At 33.7% G+C, this 19,342-nt stretch carries 15 protein-coding genes; 10 read left to right on the top strand and 5 right to left on the bottom strand.

Annotation, left to right across the window (positions count from 1 at the left end; genetic code table 11):
• Positions 1 to 36: 36 nt before the first annotated feature.
• Positions 37 to 1,581 carry a hypothetical protein gene (locus AC1DVP_RS20140; protein ID WP_477185263.1) on the bottom strand — a complete coding sequence of 515 codons (1,545 nt, stop codon included), beginning with the start codon at positions 1,579 to 1,581 and terminating at the stop codon, positions 37 to 39.
• A gap of 154 nt (positions 1,582 to 1,735) precedes the next feature.
• On the opposite strand from AC1DVP_RS20140, the gene AC1DVP_RS20135 reads away from it, so the two are divergent.
• From AC1DVP_RS20135 to AC1DVP_RS20095, 9 genes are all read left to right on the top strand, one after another.
• Positions 1,736 to 2,899 (top strand): 2-isopropylmalate synthase, encoded by a 1,164-nt coding sequence (locus AC1DVP_RS20135; RefSeq protein ID WP_477185262.1) that lies wholly within the window; start codon positions 1,736 to 1,738, stop codon positions 2,897 to 2,899.
• A gap of 34 nt (positions 2,900 to 2,933) precedes the next feature.
• Positions 2,934 to 4,049, top strand: a complete 1,116-nt coding sequence (leuB, locus tag AC1DVP_RS20130) for a 3-isopropylmalate dehydrogenase (RefSeq protein ID WP_477185261.1) — start codon at positions 2,934 to 2,936, stop codon at positions 4,047 to 4,049.
• 276 nt (positions 4,050 to 4,325) lie between these two features.
• On the top strand, positions 4,326 to 5,999 hold the full coding sequence (gene ilvD / locus AC1DVP_RS20125) for a dihydroxy-acid dehydratase (protein WP_477185260.1): 1,674 nt from the start codon (positions 4,326 to 4,328) through the stop codon (positions 5,997 to 5,999).
• 81 nt (positions 6,000 to 6,080) lie between these two features.
• Positions 6,081 to 7,778, top strand: coding sequence for a biosynthetic-type acetolactate synthase large subunit (ilvB, locus tag AC1DVP_RS20120; RefSeq protein WP_477185259.1), 1,698 nt, complete (start codon positions 6,081 to 6,083; stop codon positions 7,776 to 7,778).
• A 5-nt stretch (positions 7,779 to 7,783) separates the two neighbouring features.
• Positions 7,784 to 8,305 carry an acetolactate synthase small subunit gene (gene ilvN, locus AC1DVP_RS20115; protein ID WP_100430647.1) on the top strand — a complete coding sequence of 174 codons (522 nt, stop codon included), beginning with the start codon at positions 7,784 to 7,786 and terminating at the stop codon, positions 8,303 to 8,305.
• 91 nt (positions 8,306 to 8,396) lie between these two features.
• Positions 8,397 to 9,869: a ketol-acid reductoisomerase gene (ilvC, locus tag AC1DVP_RS20110; RefSeq protein WP_477185258.1), complete on the top strand. Its 1,473-nt coding sequence runs from the start codon at positions 8,397 to 8,399 to the stop codon at positions 9,867 to 9,869.
• 410 nt (positions 9,870 to 10,279) lie between these two features.
• Positions 10,280 to 12,190, top strand: coding sequence for an acetate--CoA ligase (gene acs, locus AC1DVP_RS20105; RefSeq protein WP_477185257.1), 1,911 nt, complete (start codon positions 10,280 to 10,282; stop codon positions 12,188 to 12,190).
• 339 nt (positions 12,191 to 12,529) lie between these two features.
• Positions 12,530 to 12,907: an ankyrin repeat domain-containing protein gene (locus AC1DVP_RS20100; protein WP_477185256.1), complete on the top strand. Its 378-nt coding sequence runs from the start codon at positions 12,530 to 12,532 to the stop codon at positions 12,905 to 12,907.
• Positions 12,908 to 12,999: 92 nt separating this feature from the next.
• Positions 13,000 to 13,536 carry a hypothetical protein gene (locus tag AC1DVP_RS20095; protein WP_477185255.1) on the top strand — a complete coding sequence of 179 codons (537 nt, stop codon included), beginning with the start codon at positions 13,000 to 13,002 and terminating at the stop codon, positions 13,534 to 13,536.
• Positions 13,537 to 13,636: 100 nt separating this feature from the next.
• On the opposite strand, the gene AC1DVP_RS20090 is transcribed toward AC1DVP_RS20095, so the two are convergent.
• The 4 genes from AC1DVP_RS20090 to AC1DVP_RS20075 all read right to left on the bottom strand — a co-directional run bounded on the left by AC1DVP_RS20090 (position 13,637) and on the right by AC1DVP_RS20075 (position 17,932).
• Entirely contained in the window at positions 13,637 to 14,233 is a 597-nt protein-coding gene (locus AC1DVP_RS20090) for a DUF2238 domain-containing protein (protein ID WP_477185254.1), read from the bottom strand.
• 28 nt (positions 14,234 to 14,261) lie between these two features.
• Entirely contained in the window at positions 14,262 to 15,299 is a 1,038-nt protein-coding gene (gene cydB / locus AC1DVP_RS20085; protein WP_477185253.1) for a cytochrome d ubiquinol oxidase subunit II, read from the bottom strand.
• Positions 15,300 to 15,309: 10 nt separating this feature from the next.
• Entirely contained in the window at positions 15,310 to 16,662 is a 1,353-nt protein-coding gene (locus AC1DVP_RS20080; protein ID WP_477185252.1) for a cytochrome ubiquinol oxidase subunit I, read from the bottom strand.
• 181 nt (positions 16,663 to 16,843) lie between these two features.
• Positions 16,844 to 17,932 (bottom strand): M42 family metallopeptidase, encoded by a 1,089-nt coding sequence (locus tag AC1DVP_RS20075; protein WP_477185251.1) that lies wholly within the window; start codon positions 17,930 to 17,932, stop codon positions 16,844 to 16,846.
• 83 nt (positions 17,933 to 18,015) lie between these two features.
• Between AC1DVP_RS20075 and AC1DVP_RS20070 the strand changes: the two genes are divergently transcribed.
• Complete coding sequence (locus AC1DVP_RS20070; protein WP_477185250.1) at positions 18,016 to 18,675, top strand: DUF4294 domain-containing protein; 660 nt, start codon at positions 18,016 to 18,018, stop codon at positions 18,673 to 18,675.
• Positions 18,676 to 19,342: the final 667 nt, after the last annotated feature.

Below are 19,342 nucleotides of genomic sequence, written 5' to 3'. Positions count from 1 at the left end.
CGAATCGCTTTTCTTTTGGCGGGAAGTATTGAAAAATTATCGATTAATCAATTTTGCTTTTTCCTTAATAATATCGCTTATTTTTCTATTTTCGATTTTGCTTTCCAGCCAAGAAATAATATCAAGGTATAGAAAGGCTCTTTTCTCATAAGTGTTTTTTTCTAATTCAATAAAGCGCTCTCTCATTTTGATAAACTCTTTTTTGATGTCACTCGGATATAAATTGCTTAGATTCTTTAGAAAACGTATAATCTCTTTTTGGACTTCATGCAGATCATTCATTTTTAACAGAAACTTATAAGTGTTTTTAAGCTGATTTTCCAAATAGTAATCTTTACCCAGCTCATAATGTGCAATCAAACACAAAATCCTAGCAAAACACATCAAATCTTCGCGCATGGTGAGATTTTTATTGTTTATGATTTTTTCTAAATAAACGATGCACTCCTGATACTTTTCATTTCCAAAATAAATACTGGCAATTTTGTAATAAAAAATCATTTCGTGATGCTCGTCCAAATGCTCACTGTGAATTTTTATCTTATTTAAAATTTCAGGGATTAGGTATTCACTTTCTGCAAAAGTTCCTTCCAGAATATGATAGTTTAATTTGTTATTGTAAACATACAGAAATGATAAGGAAGCAATGTTATCATTAACCGGGAATCGTGGATCACTGATGGTTTCTTCTAAAAGGGTTAAATATTTTTTAAAATTAGATTTATATTTTAGCATGAATAGCGATTCCAGCAAATAATGATTCCCTTTCAGGAAAAAAACAGGATTCAGGTAAATCATATTTTTATTATCATAAAATAAAGCTACCCATTTAGAAGCAAATTTATAACAGGAAAGAAAATCCTGCACTAAAAAACTTCGCCATAAGTTGGCATTATAGAACCAATATTTTTCTCTGAAACCAAATTTTGACTGATCCAGACGCGCAATGTGCTTGACAAAATAATCATCAATATATTTGTATTCCTCATCACTTTTTACATAGCCTGTTTTAAGCATAATGCTATATAGCTGAAGCGATAAATTGGATAATTTACTCGAAATGGTATTACGGTAGTTCAGCTCTTTGGCTTGAATAACTAATTCATCTGCACGGCCTTGGATGCTTCGGGTAATGTATTGTGATTCAATTAGTTTTTCAAATTCAACAATTTCAAAAGCCATGTATTTTTCATCATTCTCTATGGCTTGCTGTTTTGTTTTGTCTAATATTTTTAGGCTTTGTTTGTACAGTCCTTTATTATAGAGTATTGCGGCAAAGTCAATTTGTTCCCTCAGTTGGTAACGAATGTTTTGACTGGGAATATTCAAACGAATACTTACCAATATTTGTTTGTAGAGGTATGATTTTAAATTTGACAACTGCACTTTTTTAATCAAGCCGTTCTTAAGTATCAGTTTTTCATCATATACTTCAGATTTATCCAGAATATTAAATAACTCGATAAATTTTGTATTTGAACTAGTCTCTAAACGGCTGGCAAAAATTTTAAATTGTCTTTTTTCAGATTTGGAAAGGGATTTTATTAATACAAATAAAAAATCTTTTTGATGGTTAGCCATTGTATTATAAAAGTATTTAACTTGTTGATTGTCAGGTTTTTAATTTGTTATTTTTTGCTTTATAAATAGTATATTTATCTAAAAGCAGGTTTAGTTTTGATTAAATGAAAACTATTTTTGTTTTAAGATGTGAAATTACATTAAATAAATTAAAATGAATAGAGAGAAAGTCCAAATTTTTGATACCACTTTAAGAGACGGTGAACAGGTCCCAGGATGTAAATTAGACACCAATCAAAAACTCGTTATAGCCAATCGCCTTGACGAAATGGGAGTAGACATCATCGAAGCTGGTTTTCCTGTTTCTAGTCCAGGTGATTTTTTATCTGTTTCAGAAATATGTAAAATTGTAAAAAACGCAACTGTTTGCGGTCTTACCAGAGCAGTAGAAAATGATATTGATGTAGCTGCACAAGCATTGAAACATGCTGTTCGACCTAGAATCCATACTGGAATAGGAACTTCTGATTCTCATATTATCCATAAACTGCAGACTACTCCGGAAGATGTAATTGCAAGAGCGAAATATGCGGTCGCTCACGCTAAAAAATATGTTGAGGATGTAGAATTTTATGCAGAAGATGCTGGCAGAACTGACAATGCTTTTTTAGCTAAAGTTTGTGAAGAAGTAATCAAATCGGGAGCTACAGTTCTTAATATTCCGGATACTACAGGATATTGTTTGCCAGAGGAATATGGTGCAAAAATAAAATACCTTAAAGAAAATGTGAAAGGAATTGACAATGTTACAATTTCTTGTCACTGTCATAACGATTTGGGTATGGCGACTGCAAATTCAATTGCTGGAGCCGTAAATGGTGCCCGTCAAATAGAATGCACAATTAATGGAATAGGGGAGAGAGCAGGAAATACGGCTCTTGAAGAAGTTGTTATGATTTTCAAGCAGCATCCTTATTTGAATTTATATACAGATATCGACAGCAAGCAATTGAATGAAATGAGTCGCTTAGTTTCTGAAAGTATGGGAATGATTGTACAGCCTAACAAAGCTATCGTTGGTGCTAATGCTTTTGCTCACAGTTCTGGAATTCATCAGGATGGCGTGATTAAAAACAGAGCGACTTATGAAATCATGGATCCTTTGGATGTGGGTGTCAATGAGTCGTCTATTATTCTTACAGCAAGAAGCGGTAGAGCAGCTTTGGCTTACAGAGCTAAAAAAGTGGGCTACGAACTTACCAAAACGCAATTGGATATCGTATATGTTGAGTTTTTAAAATTTGCTGATATCAAAAAAGAAGTTCTGGATAATGATATTCATCAAATTATTGAAGCCAGCAATATATATGTCAACTAATTTTTAGCTGAAATAATACTTAAAAATAAATAATATGAACTTAAAAATAGCAGTGCTTTCAGGTGATGGTGTAGGTCCAGAGGTTATCTTACAGGCTAAGAAAGCTTTGTATGCTATTAGTGTTGCCTATGATCATGAATTTATTTTCGAAGATGCTTTAATTGGAGCTGTTGCGATAGAGAAAACGCGAAATCCTTTACCAGAACAAACTTTAAATCTTTGTTTGAATACTGATGCTGTTTTGTTTGGCGCTATTGGAAATCCTAAGTACGATAACAACCCAGAATCTAAAGTACGTCCGGAGCAAGGGTTATTAAAGTTAAGACAAGAATTAGGGCTGTATGCTAATATAAGGCCTATTAAGCCGTTTAAAAACCTTTTGGATGCTTCTCCTATTAAAAAAGAAGTTATAGAAAATGTTGATTTTGTAATTTATAGAGAATTAACAGGAGGATCGTATTATGGCGATAAAGTCATAAACGAAGAAGGAACTTTTGCATCAGATATATGCGAATATTCCGAAAATGAAATTAACCGCATTACACATCAGGCTTTTAAGGCTGCTCAAGGCAGAAGAAAAAAAGTGACATTAGTGGATAAAGCTAATGTGTTGGAAACATCTAGATTGTGGAGAAAATTAGTTAAAGGAATTGCTAAGCAGTATCCAGATGTAAAATTAGAATGTCAGTACATTGATAATGTTGCCATGCAAATAATTACTGATCCTAAACAATATGATGTAATCCTAACTGAGAATTTATTTGGTGATATATTATCAGATGAGGCTTGTGCGATTATGGGATCAATAGGTTTAATGGCATCTGCTTCAGTTGGAGAAAATAAAGCTCTTTTTGAGCCTATTCATGGTTCTTACCCACAGGCAAAAGGGAAGAATATTGCTAATCCAATTGCCTCAATTTTATCGGCAGCTATGTTGTTAGAGCATTTTGGTTTGGCAAAAGAAGCAAAGAAAGTTTATGAAGCTGTAGAAAAAGCTATTGAATATAAAGTAGTTACTGTTGATTTAAATCTGGGTTCAAGATTTGGAACCAATGATGTTGGAGATTTTATTTCAAATGTCATATTAAGTAAAGATGATTTATATTTTAAAAACGATAATGTTCAAATAGGACAGTCGACTATCGTTTAATTAATAAAAATCATAAAATGTTACGTTATATCACTAATTGCTGTTAGTTTGTTGGTAAAAAATTTTTTATTTTAGATTTGTTTTGTACTTTTGCAAAGTCAAAAAAATAAAAAAATGAAACACATTATCAACGTCCTTTTAGCATTAAGTGTCATTGTGATTATCACATATGAAAAGGGATTGGTATAAATATAAGTGAAAGCATATATAAAACCTCCCATAATTTTGGGAGGTTTTTTTTTTAAATAAAAAATTAAATACACAAATTAATACAGAATGGAATTAAATAAATACAGCAAGACAATTACACAAGATGTAACGCAACCAGCAGCTCAGGCAATGTTATACGGAATTGGCCTAACTGAAGAGGACTTGAAAAAAGCACAAGTTGGAATTGTTAGTATGGGCTATGAAGGAAATACTTGTAATATGCATTTGAATGACTTGGCCAAAGATGTCAAGAAAGGAGTCTGGAATGCTGATCTTGTTGGATTGATATTTAATACTGTAGGGGTTAGTGATGGAATTTCAAATGGAACAGAAGGAATGCGTTATTCATTAGTTTCCCGTGATGTAATAGCTGATTCTATTGAAACTGTTATGGGGGCGCAATGGTATGATAGTTTGATTGCCATCCCTGGATGCGACAAAAATATGCCAGGTGCTTTAATCGCAATGGGAAGAGTAAATCGTCCTGCTCTTATGGTTTATGGAGGAACTATTCACTCAGGAAAATGGAAAGGCGAAAGTCTTAATATAGTTTCTGCTTTTGAAGCATTGGGGAAAAAGTTCCAAAATACAATTTCTGATGAAGATTTTAACGGGGTGATTAAAAATTCCTGTCCCGGTCCTGGAGCATGTGGCGGAATGTATACTGCTAATACTATGTCTTCAGCTATTGAAGCTTTAGGAATGAGTTTGCCATACAGTTCATCAAACCCAGCTTTGAGTGAAGAAAAAAGAAGAGAATGTGATAATGCAGGAAAAGCAATCCGAATATTGCTGGAAAAAGATATCAAGCCAAGAGATATTATGACCCGCAAAGCTTTTGAAAATGCTATTACAATTGTAGCTGTTTTAGGAGGGTCAACAAATGCGGTTATGCATTTAATTGCTATGGCACATTCAGTGGATATTGAAATAACTTTGGATGATTTTCAGGCAATAAATGATAAAACACCTGTTCTTGCTGACTTGAAACCAAGCGGTAAATATATGATGGAGGATTTGCACGCTGTAGGAGGTGTTCCAGCAGTAATGAAATATTTACTGAAAGTAGGTCTTATTCATGGAGATTGTTTAACTGTTACTGGAAAAACAATAGCAGAAAACTTAGAAAGTGTTCCAGATCTGCAGGATGGGCAAGAAGTAGTATTTGAAATTCAAAAAGCATTAAAATCTACAGGAAACATCCAAGTTTTATACGGTAATCTTGCAGAAGAAGGTGCAGTAGCTAAAATTAGCGGAAAAGAAGGAGAATATTTTGAAGGCACAGCTGTTGTATTTGAGAGCGAATTTGAAGTTATTCCAGGTATAGAAAAAGGATTAGTAAAACCGGGTAACGTAGTCGTCATCAGGTATTGTGGGCCAAAAGGTGGTCCAGGGATGCCTGAAATGCTAAAACCTACGTCAGCTATTATTGGTGCAGGCTTAGGCAGTAGCGTTGCTTTGATTACTGATGGCAGATTCTCTGGAGGTTCACATGGTTTTGTGGTAGGTCACGTTACACCAGAAGCTTATGATGGTGGTGGAATTGCTTTAGTTGAAAATGGTGATGTAATTACCATTGATGCGGTTAAGAACACCATCGATTTGAAGATTAGTGAAGAAGAATTTGCAAAAAGACGTGCCAATTGGGTACAGCCACCTTTAAAAGCAACAAAAGGTGTTCTTTTGAAATATGCAAGATCTGTGTCAAGCGCATCTACAGGATGTGTTACCGATAAGTAATAAAAATCCACTTTGGTGGGGAGAAAATAGATATAAAGCTATGGCAAAATAGAAATTTGCAAAAAGCTAAAAAAATATAAAATGGAAAATAATAAAATATCAGGGGCAGAGGCCGTTATCAGATGTTTATTGGCAGAAGGAGTAGACTTGGTTTATGGTTATCCGGGAGGAGCTATTATGCCTGTTTACGATGAATTATATAAATTTCAAGATCAATTGCACCATGTTTTGGTGCGTCACGAACAAGGTGCCGCTCATGCTGCACAGGGTTTTGCAAGAGCTACCGGTAAAGTAGGTGTTGCAATTGCAACTTCAGGACCAGGGGCTACTAATTTAGTAACTGGTATTGCAGATGCTCAAATCGATTCTACACCTTTAGTTTGTATTACGGGTCAAGTTGGAAAACATTTATTAGGTTCGGATGCTTTTCAGGAAACAGATATTATCGGAATTTCAACTCCGGTAACCAAATGGAATTATCAAATTACAGAAGCTCACGAGATTCCAGAAATTATCGCAAGAGCTTTTTATATCGCCAGATCAGGCCGTCCAGGTCCAGTTTTGATTGATATTACTAAAAATGCTCAGTTTGATGAATTGGATTTCAGTTATGAAAAATGTACTGGAATCAGAAGTTATCATCCAATACCTGTTTTAGATCTTAAAAAAGTACAAGATGCTGCCGATATAATTAATAATGCAAAAAAACCATATATTATTTTTGGTCAGGGTATTATTTTGAGTCAAGCAGAAGAGCAACTGAAAAGATTGGTTGAAAAATCAGGAATTCCTGCTGCTTGGACTATTTTAGGACTTTCAGCTTTAGCAACAGATCATCCTTTAAATGTAGGAATGGTGGGTATGCACGGTAACTATGGCCCGAATCTTTTGACTAATGAATGTGATGTTTTAATTGCTTTAGGGATGCGTTTTGATGATCGTGTTACTGGAAATTTGGCTACTTATGCTAAACAAGCTAAAGTAATTCATTTCGAAATTGATCCGGCTGAAGTTGATAAAAACGTAAAGACTGAAATTGCAGTTTTAGCTGATGTGAAAGAAGCATTGACCGCTTTGATTCCATTAATTGACAAGAAATCACATGAATCTTGGCATAATGAATTCAAAGAAATGTATAAAATTGAATTAGATGCAGTTATCAATGAAGAATTAGCTCCAACTAATGGTAAAGGAATTTCTATGGGTGAAACTATGGAAATGATTAATAAACATTCAAAAGGAGACGCAATTATAGTATCGGATGTAGGACAGCATCAAATGTTTGCCTGTCGTTATGCTAAATTCAATTCGACTAAAAGTAATGTTACTTCTGGAGGTTTGGGAACCATGGGCTTTGCTTTGCCTGCCGCTATTGGTGCCAAAATGGGAAGACCAGATCGTGAAGTTGTTGCTATTATTGGTGATGGCGGTTTTCAAATGAACATTCAGGAGTTAGGAACTATTTTTCAATCACAAGTTCCTGTGAAAATTGTGGTGATGAACAATGAATTTTTGGGAATGGTTCGCCAATGGCAGGAATTATTTTTTGATAATCGTTATGCTTCGACCAAAATGATTAATCCAAACTTTATTGCTATTGCAGAAGGATATCATATCAAATCTAAAAAAGTAATTAATAGGGAAGATCTGGATGGCGCTGTCGCCGAAATGATGGCTTCAAAAGATTCTTATTTCTTAGAAGTTATGGTAGAGAAAGAAAATAACGTATTCCCAATGATTCCAACAGGAGCTTCGGTTTCTGATATGAGATTAAGCTAAAAATTATGGAAAATAAAATGTTCACCATTTCTGTTTATTCAGAAAATAACGTAGGCTTATTAAATAGGATCTCAGGTATCTTCTTAAAACGCCATATAAACATATTGAGCCTAAATGTTTCAGAATCTGAAATTGAAAATGTTTCAAGATTTGTAATTGTTGTAAATACCACTGAAAAATGGGTACAAAACATTGTAGGACAAATAGAAAAACAAATTGAAGTCATCAAAGCTTTTTATCATGTCGATGAAGAGACTATCTTTTTGGAAAGCGCAATTTTCAAAATAGCTTCCAGTCTGCTTTTTGACGAAAGACAAATTCAGAATATCATAAAAGACAGTAAATCTGAAATTGTTACGGTATCAAGAGAGTTTTTTGTGATTTCAAAATCTGGCAAACGTTCAGAAATTGAAGAATTATATGCAAAATTGAAACCTTTTGGAATCATGCAGTTTGTTCGTTCCGGAAGAATATCAATTTCAAAAGAAAAAATGGAAATTTCAGCAATACTGGAAGCATTTAAATAAAAAAACAAAACCAGTCTGCAATAGGATAAAGAAAAATGCAGATTACAATTTTCAATTATTAAATTTTACATTCATTAAATATTAAAAAAAAATGGCAAATTATTTCAATTCATTACCACTTAGATTACAATTAGAACAATTAGGAGTTTGTGAATTCATGGATCAATCTGAATTCTCAAATGGAATAGATGCATTAGCAGGAAAAAAAGTAGTCATTGTTGGTTGTGGAGCTCAAGGTTTGAATCAAGGTTTAAACATGAGAGATTCAGGTTTAGATATTTCTTATGCGTTACGTGCTGATGCTATTACAGAGAAAAGAGCTTCTTTTAAAAATGCTACTGATAATGGTTTCAAAGTGGGAACTTATGAAGAATTAATCCCGACAGCTGATTTAGTTTGTAACCTTACGCCAGATAAACAGCACACCGCAGTAGTTACAGCTATCATGCCATTAATGAAACAAGGAGCTACTTTGGCTTACTCTCATGGATTTAATATTGTTGAAGAAGGAATGCAGATCCGTAAAGACTTAACTGTTATTATGTGTGCTCCTAAATGTCCAGGATCTGAAGTTCGTGAAGAATATAAAAGAGGTTTTGGTGTACCAACTCTTATTGCAGTACACCCAGAAAATGACCCTAATGGTTTAGGTTTGGATCAGGCAAAAGCTTATGCAGTTGCTACTGGAGGAAATAGAGCAGGAGTTTTAAGATCTTCTTTCGTTGCCGAAGTTAAATCTGATTTAATGGGGGAGCAGACTATTCTTTGCGGTTTATTGCAAACTGGATCAATCTTATGTTTTGATAAAATGGTTGCTGAAGGTGTAGATGCAGGATATGCTTCTAAATTGATTCAATACGGATGGGAAACTATTACTGAAGCGTTGAAACATGGTGGTATTACTAACATGATGGATAGATTATCAAATCCAGCTAAAATAGCTGCGTTTAATGTTTCTGAGGAATTAAAAGACATTATGCGTCCATTATTCAGAAAACATATGGATGATATTATTTCTGGTCACTTCTCTAAAACAATGATGGAAGACTGGGCTAATGATGATGTTAACTTGCTAACTTGGAGAGCAGCTACAGGAGATACTAATTTCGAAAAAACTCCAGCCGGTAATGTTGAAATTTCTGAGCAGGAATATTTTGATAATGGCGTATTAATGGTTGCAATGGTAAAAGCTGGTGTTGAATTAGCTTTTGAAGCAATGACAGATTCAGGAATCATTGAAGAATCAGCATATTACGAATCATTACATGAAACACCGCTAATTGCTAACACAATTGCGAGAAAGAAATTATTCGAAATGAACCGTGTAATTTCTGATACTGCTGAATATGGATGTTATTTATTTGATCATGCTTGTAAGCCATTAATTGCTGAGTACGTGAAAAATGCACCAAGTAATTTGGTAGGTCGTCCATTCAATGACGGAAGCAATGGAGTAGATAATAAAGAGTTAATTGAAGTTAATTCAATTATCAGAAATCACCCTGTTGAAGAAGTGGGAGCTTGGTTGAGAGAGTCTATGACTGCAATGAAAAAAATCGTATAATTAAAATAAAAAATCAGGAATTACCACACATGAGGGTGTGCAGGGAGTTGCATAATATCACAAAGGTTTAAATATTTTGAATTAGTAAGCACTTATTGGACAATTGAAAAAGATATTTATGCATAATTACATTCACTTAACTTCAAATAACCTGCAAGTTAAGTGAAGTAATCCCTAGCTGTTTTTAATTTTTTTGTTTCTAAAGAAGAAAAATAGTTGTTAAATATTGTTAATGAAAGGGCATTTTAGTTACTACTATGCCCTTTTCTTGTTTTAAATTGGGTAAAAAATCTAAAATGTTATCAAAAAATCATTAAAAATAATAGAAGTGCGATTTTTTATTATTATTTTACAAATTAAAAGTTTTGAAAACCGAAGAGATTTAATACTTTTATAAAAAATTAAAAAAGATGAGTTATTTTAAAATTGATAGTCTAGAACAATACTTTAAACATTATAATAAATCGATACGTGAACCTCGGAAATTTTGGGGAAAAATTGCTGAAGAGAATTTCACATGGTATCAATACTGGGACAAAGTTGTCGATTTTAATATGGCTGATGCCGAAGTAAAATGGTTTGTAGATGCAAAAGTTAATATTACTAAGAACTGTATTGACAGACACTTGGCTAAGAAAGGTGAAAAAACTGCAATAATTTTTGAGCCAAATGATCCTTCTGAAGAAGCTTTGCACATAAGCTATAATGAGCTTTATGAACGTGTTTCTAAAATGGCCAATGTTTTAAGAGAACAAGGAATTACTAAAGGCGATCGTGTTTGCATTTATTTGCCAATGATACCAGAATTAGCAATTGCTGTTTTGGCTTGTGCTAGAATTGGGGCGATACATTCGGTTATATTTGCAGGTTTTTCTGCATCGGCAGTTGCTTCAAGAATAAATGACAGTCAATGTAAAATGGTAATTACTTCTGATGGTGGTTACCGAGGTAATAAAACCATTGATTTAAAAGGGATAATTGATGAGGCTTTGCAAAACTGTCCAAGTGTTACTTCTGTTTTAGTTGCTAAAAGAACAAATGCTGATATTCAAATGAAAGCGGGTCGTGACCAATGGTTAGCACCGCTTCTTGAAAACGCAATTAATAATAGTGTTGCCGAAATTATGGATGCTGAAGATCCGTTATTTATATTATATACTTCGGGATCTACTGGTAAACCTAAGGGAATGGTTCATACAACGGCTGGATACATGGTTTATACAGCCTATACATTTAAGAATGTTTTCAATTACGAAGAGAACGATATATTTTGGTGTACTGCAGATATCGGATGGATTACCGGGCATTCTTATATATTATACGGCCCATTATTAAATGGAGCAACTACTGTAATCTACGAAGGAATTCCTTCTTATCCGGATTTTAGCCGTTTTTGGGAAACTATTGAGAAGCATAAAGTAACTCAATTTTATACAGCGCCAACAGCTATCCGTTCATTGGCAAAAGAGAATTTATCTTATGTTCAAAAATTTCCTTTAAAGTCATTGAAAGTAATCGGTTCAGTTGGAGAACCAATTAATGAGGAAGCTTGGCACTGGTATAATGACCACGTAGGAGGAAAGCGTTGCCCCGTAGTTGATACTTGGTGGCAAACAGAGACTGGTGGAATTATGATTGCGCCATTAGCATTTACAACTCCAACAAAACCAACTTATGCTACATTACCATTACCTGGAATTCAGCCTGTTTTAATGGACGATAAACGCAATGAAATTGAAGGAAATCAAGTTGATGGCAGTTTATGTATCAAATTTCCATGGCCAGGTATTGCCAGAACTATTTGGGGAGATCACCAAAGATATAAAGATACTTATTTTTCAGCTTTTCCAGGGAAGTATTTCACAGGAGACGGTGCATTACGTGACGAGGTAGGTTATTACAGAATAACTGGACGTGTTGATGATGTAGTGATTGTATCTGGTCATAATTTAGGTACTGCTCCAATTGAAGATGCGATTAATGAACATCCTGCAGTTGCAGAGTCGGCAATTGTTGGTTTCCCGCATGATATTAAAGGAAATGCATTATATGGTTATGTTATCTTAAAAGAATCTGGTGAATATAGAGATAGAGACAACTTGATTAAAGAGATCAATCAGCATGTGGCTGATCACATTGGACCAATTGCTAAACTTGACAAAATTCAGTTTGTGACCGGATTGCCAAAAACGAGATCAGGGAAAATTATGCGTCGCATATTGCGTAAGATAGCTGAAGGTGATTATTCAAATTTTGGAGACATTACGACGCTGTTAAATCCTGAAATTGTGGATGAAATTGTAAATGGTAAAATAGTTTAACACCATAAAAGATAAGGTTCTACAGAAACTGCTTCAAATTTTGAAGCAGTTTTTTTTTGCTTCCAAGTAAAGAAAATGTTAATTATTGACTAATGTGTGTAACATTATACCTGAATTAAAGTCTATTGATTATCAGATTTATATAAATTTTCTTGTATGATACTTCTATTAAATAATTTGCTATTCGTTTTTTTAATAAAACAATCAAAAAAGTTAATTCTATGTTAAAATTAAGTACTATGTGATACATGATACCTTTTTTAAGACATATATTTGCATAGGATATTATTATATGATCTAAGTTTAATTAATTCAATCATCAATCAAAAATCAATTATTATGAAAAAAACAATCGTTTATTTAGGAGTGGCTTTAGTAGCTTTTGCAAATGTTTCTTTAGCTTCAAATGTGGATTCATTTTCAAATGCTTCTCACGGAGTTGAATTTAATGTAACAGTAACACCATTGGGATTTGCTATCAGCAAAGGTGATCTGGAAACCGTTAAAAAGTTTGTTGAGTATGGGGCAGACATAAATGAATTATCAAACGGTATGACTCCGTTGATGATTGCTGCGCGTTACAATAAGGTAGAAATCATTAAATATTTATTGTCTAAAGGAGCCAATGTTAATAAAAAAGATGAAAATGGATTTACTGCATTAAAGCATGCAGAATTGTCTAATGCAAATGAAGCTATACAGCTCTTGAAAAAATAATATCAGAATTTAAAATGAGACTCCATAATAAGCTGGAGTCTCATTTAAAAAAAATCAATCAAATCAATCAAATCAATCAAAAAATTATAATCATGAAAAATTCAGTTTTGATCTTAGGAATTGCATTAGTTTCATTTTCAAATATTTGTAATGCAAAAAATACGGTTAGTTTGCCATGTAGTTTGTTTCAAAATGCTATTTTGCCAAATGAAACCGAAATACAAAATGATGGGACAGCAAAATTTGTGAAACCTTCCTCAACAGAAGAAGAAGGGGTGTTCAATCCTGAAACCGTTGTTGCTAACAATCCAAAAACGGTGAAAGAAATTATTGCCGAAGGTGATAAAATTATTGATGCTATAGTTCCTGATGATTCAGAATTTATGGCTTATGAAGAATCAATGAAAGAGATAATTGCTCAATCCGAACTAATTATTGAAAGCCATGTTACAAATGAAACGCATCCACTTTATTCTGAAAGAACAATAGAAGATGAAATAGCAGAACTGGAATTGATTGTAGAAAGTAATAAGGCTGACGAGGTAAGTCCGTTGGATTTTAAAAAAATTAGCACTAATTCTATTATGGCAAATGCATTCAATTCTAAAAGATTTGTTGGAATGAATTAATGACTGCGAATATTTTAGGCAGAAAGTTTAAGGGGAACTGAAAAAGCACCATTATGAAGCGTAGTATAATGATGCTCTTTTTATGTGCTAAAAATTCCTATTATATTTCTATAAGTTGTTTGTCTTGTGTTTTTGAAAACAAAAATAAAGCTACAATGGCTCCAATAGTAGCAAATAGCATATCTGACTGAGTGTCCCAAACATATCCTTGAGTTCCTAAAAATGCATTACCGCCATCTCCTGTGGCGATAGAAACAAACCATTCAATCCATTCATAAGCTGCACTAATTGCTAAACAAATGGATACAATTATGAAATTGAAAAAACTTTTGTCAGCAATTACTTTTTTTCGAATAAATAGTTCGCGAATAATCATAGCAGGAACGAACCCTTGTGCAAAATGTCCAACTTTATCATAATTATTTCGGCTTTGATAAAATACTTCTTTTATATAATCAAAAAAAGGAACTTCGGCATAAGTGTAATGCCCGCCAATAAAAAGAATAATGCAGTGAATTAAAATCAGAGTATAGGTAAAATTGGTAAATCTGAATTTTTTAAAAGTCAAAGCCAAGACTAAAACGCCTATTATAGCAGGAATAATTTCAAGAAAACAAGTAAAAACTTCTTTGGGATTTATGATTGACCAAATTAAGGATAGTATAAATATTGCTAATAATTTATGAATGTATTTCATTTCTTGATTTTTGGGGGATTGCATCTTTTTAATAACTGGTGTCATCCAGTTTCACTTTTCCATTGAAAGTTCTGTACAAAAAGAAAAAATAAGCAGCTAATAAAGGTGCGCCAATAGCAACAATAGTTAACATTATCCCTAATGATTTCTGTGAAGATGCCGCATTATAAATGGTGACACTAAATTTTGGGTCAATTGTAGATATTAAAAGTGTCGGATACAATTGTAAAGCTACTAAAATCAATAAAAAAGCCATTGTTAAAGAAGAAAATATCAATGCCCGCATATATTGTTTTTTTGATACTAATCTGGGAACATTGGCTACAGCCAAAAAAGAAATGACAGGAACGACAAAATAAAGAGGATTTTCTCTAAAATTAGCCGTCACTTCTGGAATGAAAATCAATGTATAAAGTGTGGTAATTCCGAAGCTGATAATAAAAAAAATCATTCCATTTTTAAGTAAAAAAGTTAGTCTAGCGTGTAATCGGCCTTCTGTTTTTAATAAAAGATAAATGGCTCCTTGTGTCATAAAAATGGATAATGTTGTAAATCCAACCATTATGGCGTACGGATTTAAGAATGAAAAAAACATGCCGCCCTGATAACTAAAGTTAGGCCCTAAAGCAAAACCTTGTAAAATATTAGCTAAAACTACACCTAGTAAAAAAGCAATTGATATACTGGAAATACTATAAATAAAGTCCCAACTTTTTCTCCACCACACCATTTCTTCAACACTTCTAAATTTAATGGCAGCCGCCCTAAGCACATTCAGCATTAAAAACAGCATAAACGGAACATACATTGCTGATAACATGGTTGCATACATTACTGGAAATCCCGCAAATAATGCGCCACCGCCAATGATTAGCCAAACTTGATTGGCGTCCCAAACCGGAGCTATTGCGTTTATCGCAATTCTTCGGCTTAAATCTTTTCTTAAAAATAAATGCCAAGCACCTGCTCCAAAATCAAAACCTTCTAAAATCGCATAACCAGAAAATAATAGCCCGATTACTAAATACCACAAAGTAGGATAATCAATTCCTAAAAAAGTTTCCATATTATAAAAATTAAAAGGATTTGAAAGTTACTGGGGTTTCAGATTTGTCATAAGGTCCATGTTTTATTTTTTTATTGACAGTGTATAGAAATAAAGCTAATAACAAAGAATAAACCACAGTAAACATAACCAATGAAAAAACAATCTGATTAGACGCAACTTCTTGTGAAAAAGCATCACTAGTCTTTAAATGACCATAAACTACCCAAGGCTGCCTTCCCATTTCGGCAGTAAACCATCCTACTTGATTGGCTATTTGTGGTAAAATGACAGCGAAGGAGAAAATCCACAAGAGCCATTTGGTTTCAAATAACCTTCCTCGCCACCATAAAAAACTCGCGTATAATGTTAGTCCTATTAATGCCATTCCAATAGCAACCATGATGTGATAAAATTGAAAAACAGCATTTATTTGGCTAGGTCTGTCTTCAACAGGGAAATTATTTAATCCTTTTATGGGAGCATTAAAATCTTGATGAACCAAGAAAGAAAGTCCGCCTGGAATTCCAATTCCTGTAACTTTTTGATGTTCCTTATCTACCCATCCTAGGAGATATAAATCGCCCGGTTTGTCTTTTTCGAAATGGCCTTCCATTGTAGCCAGTTTTGCAGGTTGATTAACTGCAACTCCATCTGCAGTGCTGTGTCCTGAAATTAATTGAGTAAGAGAAAAAAGAGTAGCAACAACCAAAGAAATTTCAAATGCTTTTTTAGATATTTCAACATAACGCCCTTTTCTAATGTAGTAAGCATGCACACTTAAAACTAAAAAAGCTCCAGCCAAAATAGCGCCTTGCCATGTGTGAATGATTCTATCAACACTTGAGGGGTTGAAAACCATTGCCCAAAAATCGGTTACTTCGGCACGAGCATTTAGTCCTGTACCAACAATATGATAACCTGCTGGGGTTTGTTGCCAAGAATTAGCAACTACAATCCAAACAGCTGAAAACATTGAACCTAAAAATACGCCTAAAGCAGATACAAAATGCACCCAAGGCTTCACACGATTCCATCCAAAAAGTAATACTCCAAGAAAAGTGCTCTCTAAACCAAAAGCAAATAATCCTTCGGCAGCTAATGCACTTCCAAATATATCACCAACATAGCGTGAATACACTGCCCAATTGGTTCCAAATTCAAATTCCATTATAATTCCGGTGGCAACACCTATTCCAAATGTCAGTGCAAATATTTTAATCCAAAAACGGGTCAGAATTTCGTAATCTTTGTTTCCTGTTTTAAGGTAAAGCCCTTCCATGATTACCATTATCAAACCGATTCCGATACTTAATGGAGGATAGATATAATGAAAGGCGATTGTAAAGGCAAATTGGATACGGGCAAGTATTTCAACATCCATGATGAAAATATTTTATTTAAGAATATGTGTAAATTTACGACAGAAACATGATTAATGAGGTGTTATAAAATAATTTCATCGATGATTTCTGTAATATTTTGATACTTATCTGTTTTGAAAACTAAAGGATAGAATTTTAGTTCTATAAAAAAAGCACCATTATAAAATGATGCTTTCGTTTTTATTTGAAATAAGAAAAGGTTTCATTGTTTTCTATCTTCAGCAACGTTTCATAAATCAATTTAATCACGTTTTCGACATCATCGCGGTGCACCATTTCGACAGTAGTGTGCATGTATCGTAATGGAAGCGAAATTAATGCCGAAGCGACACCGCCATTACTGTACGCAAACGCATCGGTATCTGTACCCGTAACTCTTGAAGAAGCCAATCGCTGAAACGGAATGTTTTTCTCAACAGCAGTGTCTAGAATTAATTCTCTCAAATTATTTTGAACAGCAGGAGCATAAGTTACAACAGGACCTTTACCAATTTTAGTTTCCCCTTCAATTTTTTTGTCAATCATTGGTGTAGTTGAGTCATGGCAAACATCTGTAATAATGGCCACATTTGGTTTTATGGTTTGAGTAATCATTTCAGCACCTCTTAAACCAACTTCTTCCTGAACAGCATTAGTAATATATAAGCCAAAAGGCAGTTTGATGTTGTTTTCATGTAATAAACGGGCAACTTCAGCAATCATAAATCCTCCCATTCGATTATCAATGGCGCGACAAACAAATTTATTTTCGTTCATAATCATGAATTCATCAGGATAAGTGATAACGCAACCAACATGAACTCCCATTTTTTCAACCTCTTCTTTGGTTTCACAACCTAAATCAATAAAAATATTGCTAATTTTAGGATTTTCTTCCTTGTCTCTATTTCGGGTATGAATAGCAGGCCATCCAAAAACTCCTTTTACAATGCCGTTTTTAGTGTGTATATTTACTCGTTTTGATGGAGCAATTTGGTGGTCAGATCCACCGTTTCTGATGACATAAACCATTCCGTCATCAGTAATATAGTTTACATACCATGCAATTTCGTCAGCATGGCCTTCTATAACAACTTTGTAGGGTGCGTCTGGATTAATAACGCCTACAGCGGTTCCATAGGTATCTGTAATAAAAGTGTCTACATAAGGTTTTAAATAATTCATCCATATTTTTTGTCCTTCGCTTTCAAAGCCAGTAGGAGAGGCGTTATTCAAATATTCCTCTAAAAAAGTTATCGATGATGCATTCAATATTGATTCAGTACTCATATAAAATATTTTTTTGCTAAATTAAAAATTTGTCTTTATAGTTCTATATTTAATGTATAATTTTGTGTTAAAAATATTTCCCCATGAAGCTTTATAGAATTTTATTTTTCTGTTTTTTAACATCACTGTCTGTTCATGCCCAGGAACCTAAAAAGGATAATGTTCCGATGGGGTATGTACTAACTGAGGCTGATAGTATATTTGGTGACACTATAGTGCTTCCGGAATTAGTAATTGAGGCGCATAAAATGAGCGATGAGGATAAAAAACAGTTTTTATTACTGCAAAGGAGGGTTTACGCGACGTATCCTTATGCTAGAATCGCTGCCGAAAGATTAACTTCTTTAAATAGAGGTATGGAAAAGTTTACCAATAACAGAGATAAAAAAAGATATTTTAAAATAGTTGAGGATTATTTAAGCAATGAGTTTGAAGCTCGGTTAAAAAAGCTTTCTAAAAAGCAGGGACAAATTTTAGTAAAATTAATAGACAGGCAGACAGGAACCACTACGTACGAATTAATTCGGAACCTCAAAAGCGGATGGAAAGCATTTTGGTCCAATACAACTGCAAATATGTTCAATATTGATTTAAAAATGAAGTATCAGCCTTATGTGGTTAATGAGGATTATTTAATTGAGACAATATTAGTCCGGGGCTTTGAATCGGGAAGACTTCGAAAACAGGAGGCTGCAAACCCAATAGATTATGAAAAGCTTGACGAAGCTTGGATCAAAAAATAGATTAAGTTGTTTAATTTATAAAAGAGAGATGATTATTAAGATGATTGTTTCTCTTTTTTTATTCAATAATATGGAGCTRTTTCCTGCTATCCGTTTCAATCTTGTGTGCCGAACCCCGGCYCACAAGGATTTCCACTACTATCAGGGCTAGGGGGGTGTTTTTTTATAAGAAAGAAAGCAGTGAATCTGCATCATTATATAATAGGAGAGAAGACCCAAAGGAAAAATYCGCAACAATCCGTAGCATCCGTCAGATCCGTGGCTCATTATATCCCAACAGAAACCGTGCGGAATTGACAAATAACCCACTCGAATCCGGCTAAAACCGATATAACTCTGCAAAATCACTTGTTCCGATTCAATAATCTTCAAGAATCCGCATTGTAACGCGCGACAAACCAATACATTAAAAAATAAATAAAAAATAGTTAAAGAAAGGTATTGTTTTACTGAATAAAGGGACTACTTTTGCACCCGCAACAGCGCATAGGTTCTTTAAAATACTGGCAGGCTAGATGGATTAATGGATGGGAATAAATTTTCAAAAATAATTCAGGAAAAGCTTGTGAGATTTAAAAACGGATGTTATTTTTGCACCCCGCAAAACGCGCAACGTTCCTTGAAATACTGGATAAGAAATTGAAAAACAATCGAAAAAGATATTTTC

Source organism: Flavobacterium sp. P3_A6, from assembly GCF_056403035.1.
This window is presented reverse-complemented; position numbering and strand designations above follow the sequence as displayed.

Coding starts and splice junctions, on each gene's coding strand:
- AC1DVP_RS20140 (WP_477185263.1), bottom strand. CDS start 1,581: ATGGCTAACCATCAAAAAGATTTTTTATTTGTATTAATAAAATCCCTT.
- AC1DVP_RS20135 (WP_477185262.1), top strand. CDS start 1,736: ATGAATAGAGAGAAAGTCCAAATTTTTGATACCACTTTAAGAGACGGT.
- leuB (WP_477185261.1), top strand. CDS start 2,934: ATGAACTTAAAAATAGCAGTGCTTTCAGGTGATGGTGTAGGTCCAGAG.
- ilvD (WP_477185260.1), top strand. CDS start 4,326: ATGGAATTAAATAAATACAGCAAGACAATTACACAAGATGTAACGCAA.
- ilvB (WP_477185259.1), top strand. CDS start 6,081: ATGGAAAATAATAAAATATCAGGGGCAGAGGCCGTTATCAGATGTTTA.
- ilvN (WP_100430647.1), top strand. CDS start 7,784: ATGGAAAATAAAATGTTCACCATTTCTGTTTATTCAGAAAATAACGTA.
- ilvC (WP_477185258.1), top strand. CDS start 8,397: ATGGCAAATTATTTCAATTCATTACCACTTAGATTACAATTAGAACAA.
- acs (WP_477185257.1), top strand. CDS start 10,280: ATGAGTTATTTTAAAATTGATAGTCTAGAACAATACTTTAAACATTAT.
- AC1DVP_RS20100 (WP_477185256.1), top strand. CDS start 12,530: ATGAAAAAAACAATCGTTTATTTAGGAGTGGCTTTAGTAGCTTTTGCA.
- AC1DVP_RS20095 (WP_477185255.1), top strand. CDS start 13,000: ATGAAAAATTCAGTTTTGATCTTAGGAATTGCATTAGTTTCATTTTCA.
- AC1DVP_RS20090 (WP_477185254.1), bottom strand. CDS start 14,233: ATGAAATACATTCATAAATTATTAGCAATATTTATACTATCCTTAATT.
- cydB (WP_477185253.1), bottom strand. CDS start 15,299: ATGGAAACTTTTTTAGGAATTGATTATCCTACTTTGTGGTATTTAGTA.
- AC1DVP_RS20080 (WP_477185252.1), bottom strand. CDS start 16,662: ATGGATGTTGAAATACTTGCCCGTATCCAATTTGCCTTTACAATCGCC.
- AC1DVP_RS20075 (WP_477185251.1), bottom strand. CDS start 17,932: ATGAGTACTGAATCAATATTGAATGCATCATCGATAACTTTTTTAGAG.
- AC1DVP_RS20070 (WP_477185250.1), top strand. CDS start 18,016: ATGAAGCTTTATAGAATTTTATTTTTCTGTTTTTTAACATCACTGTCT.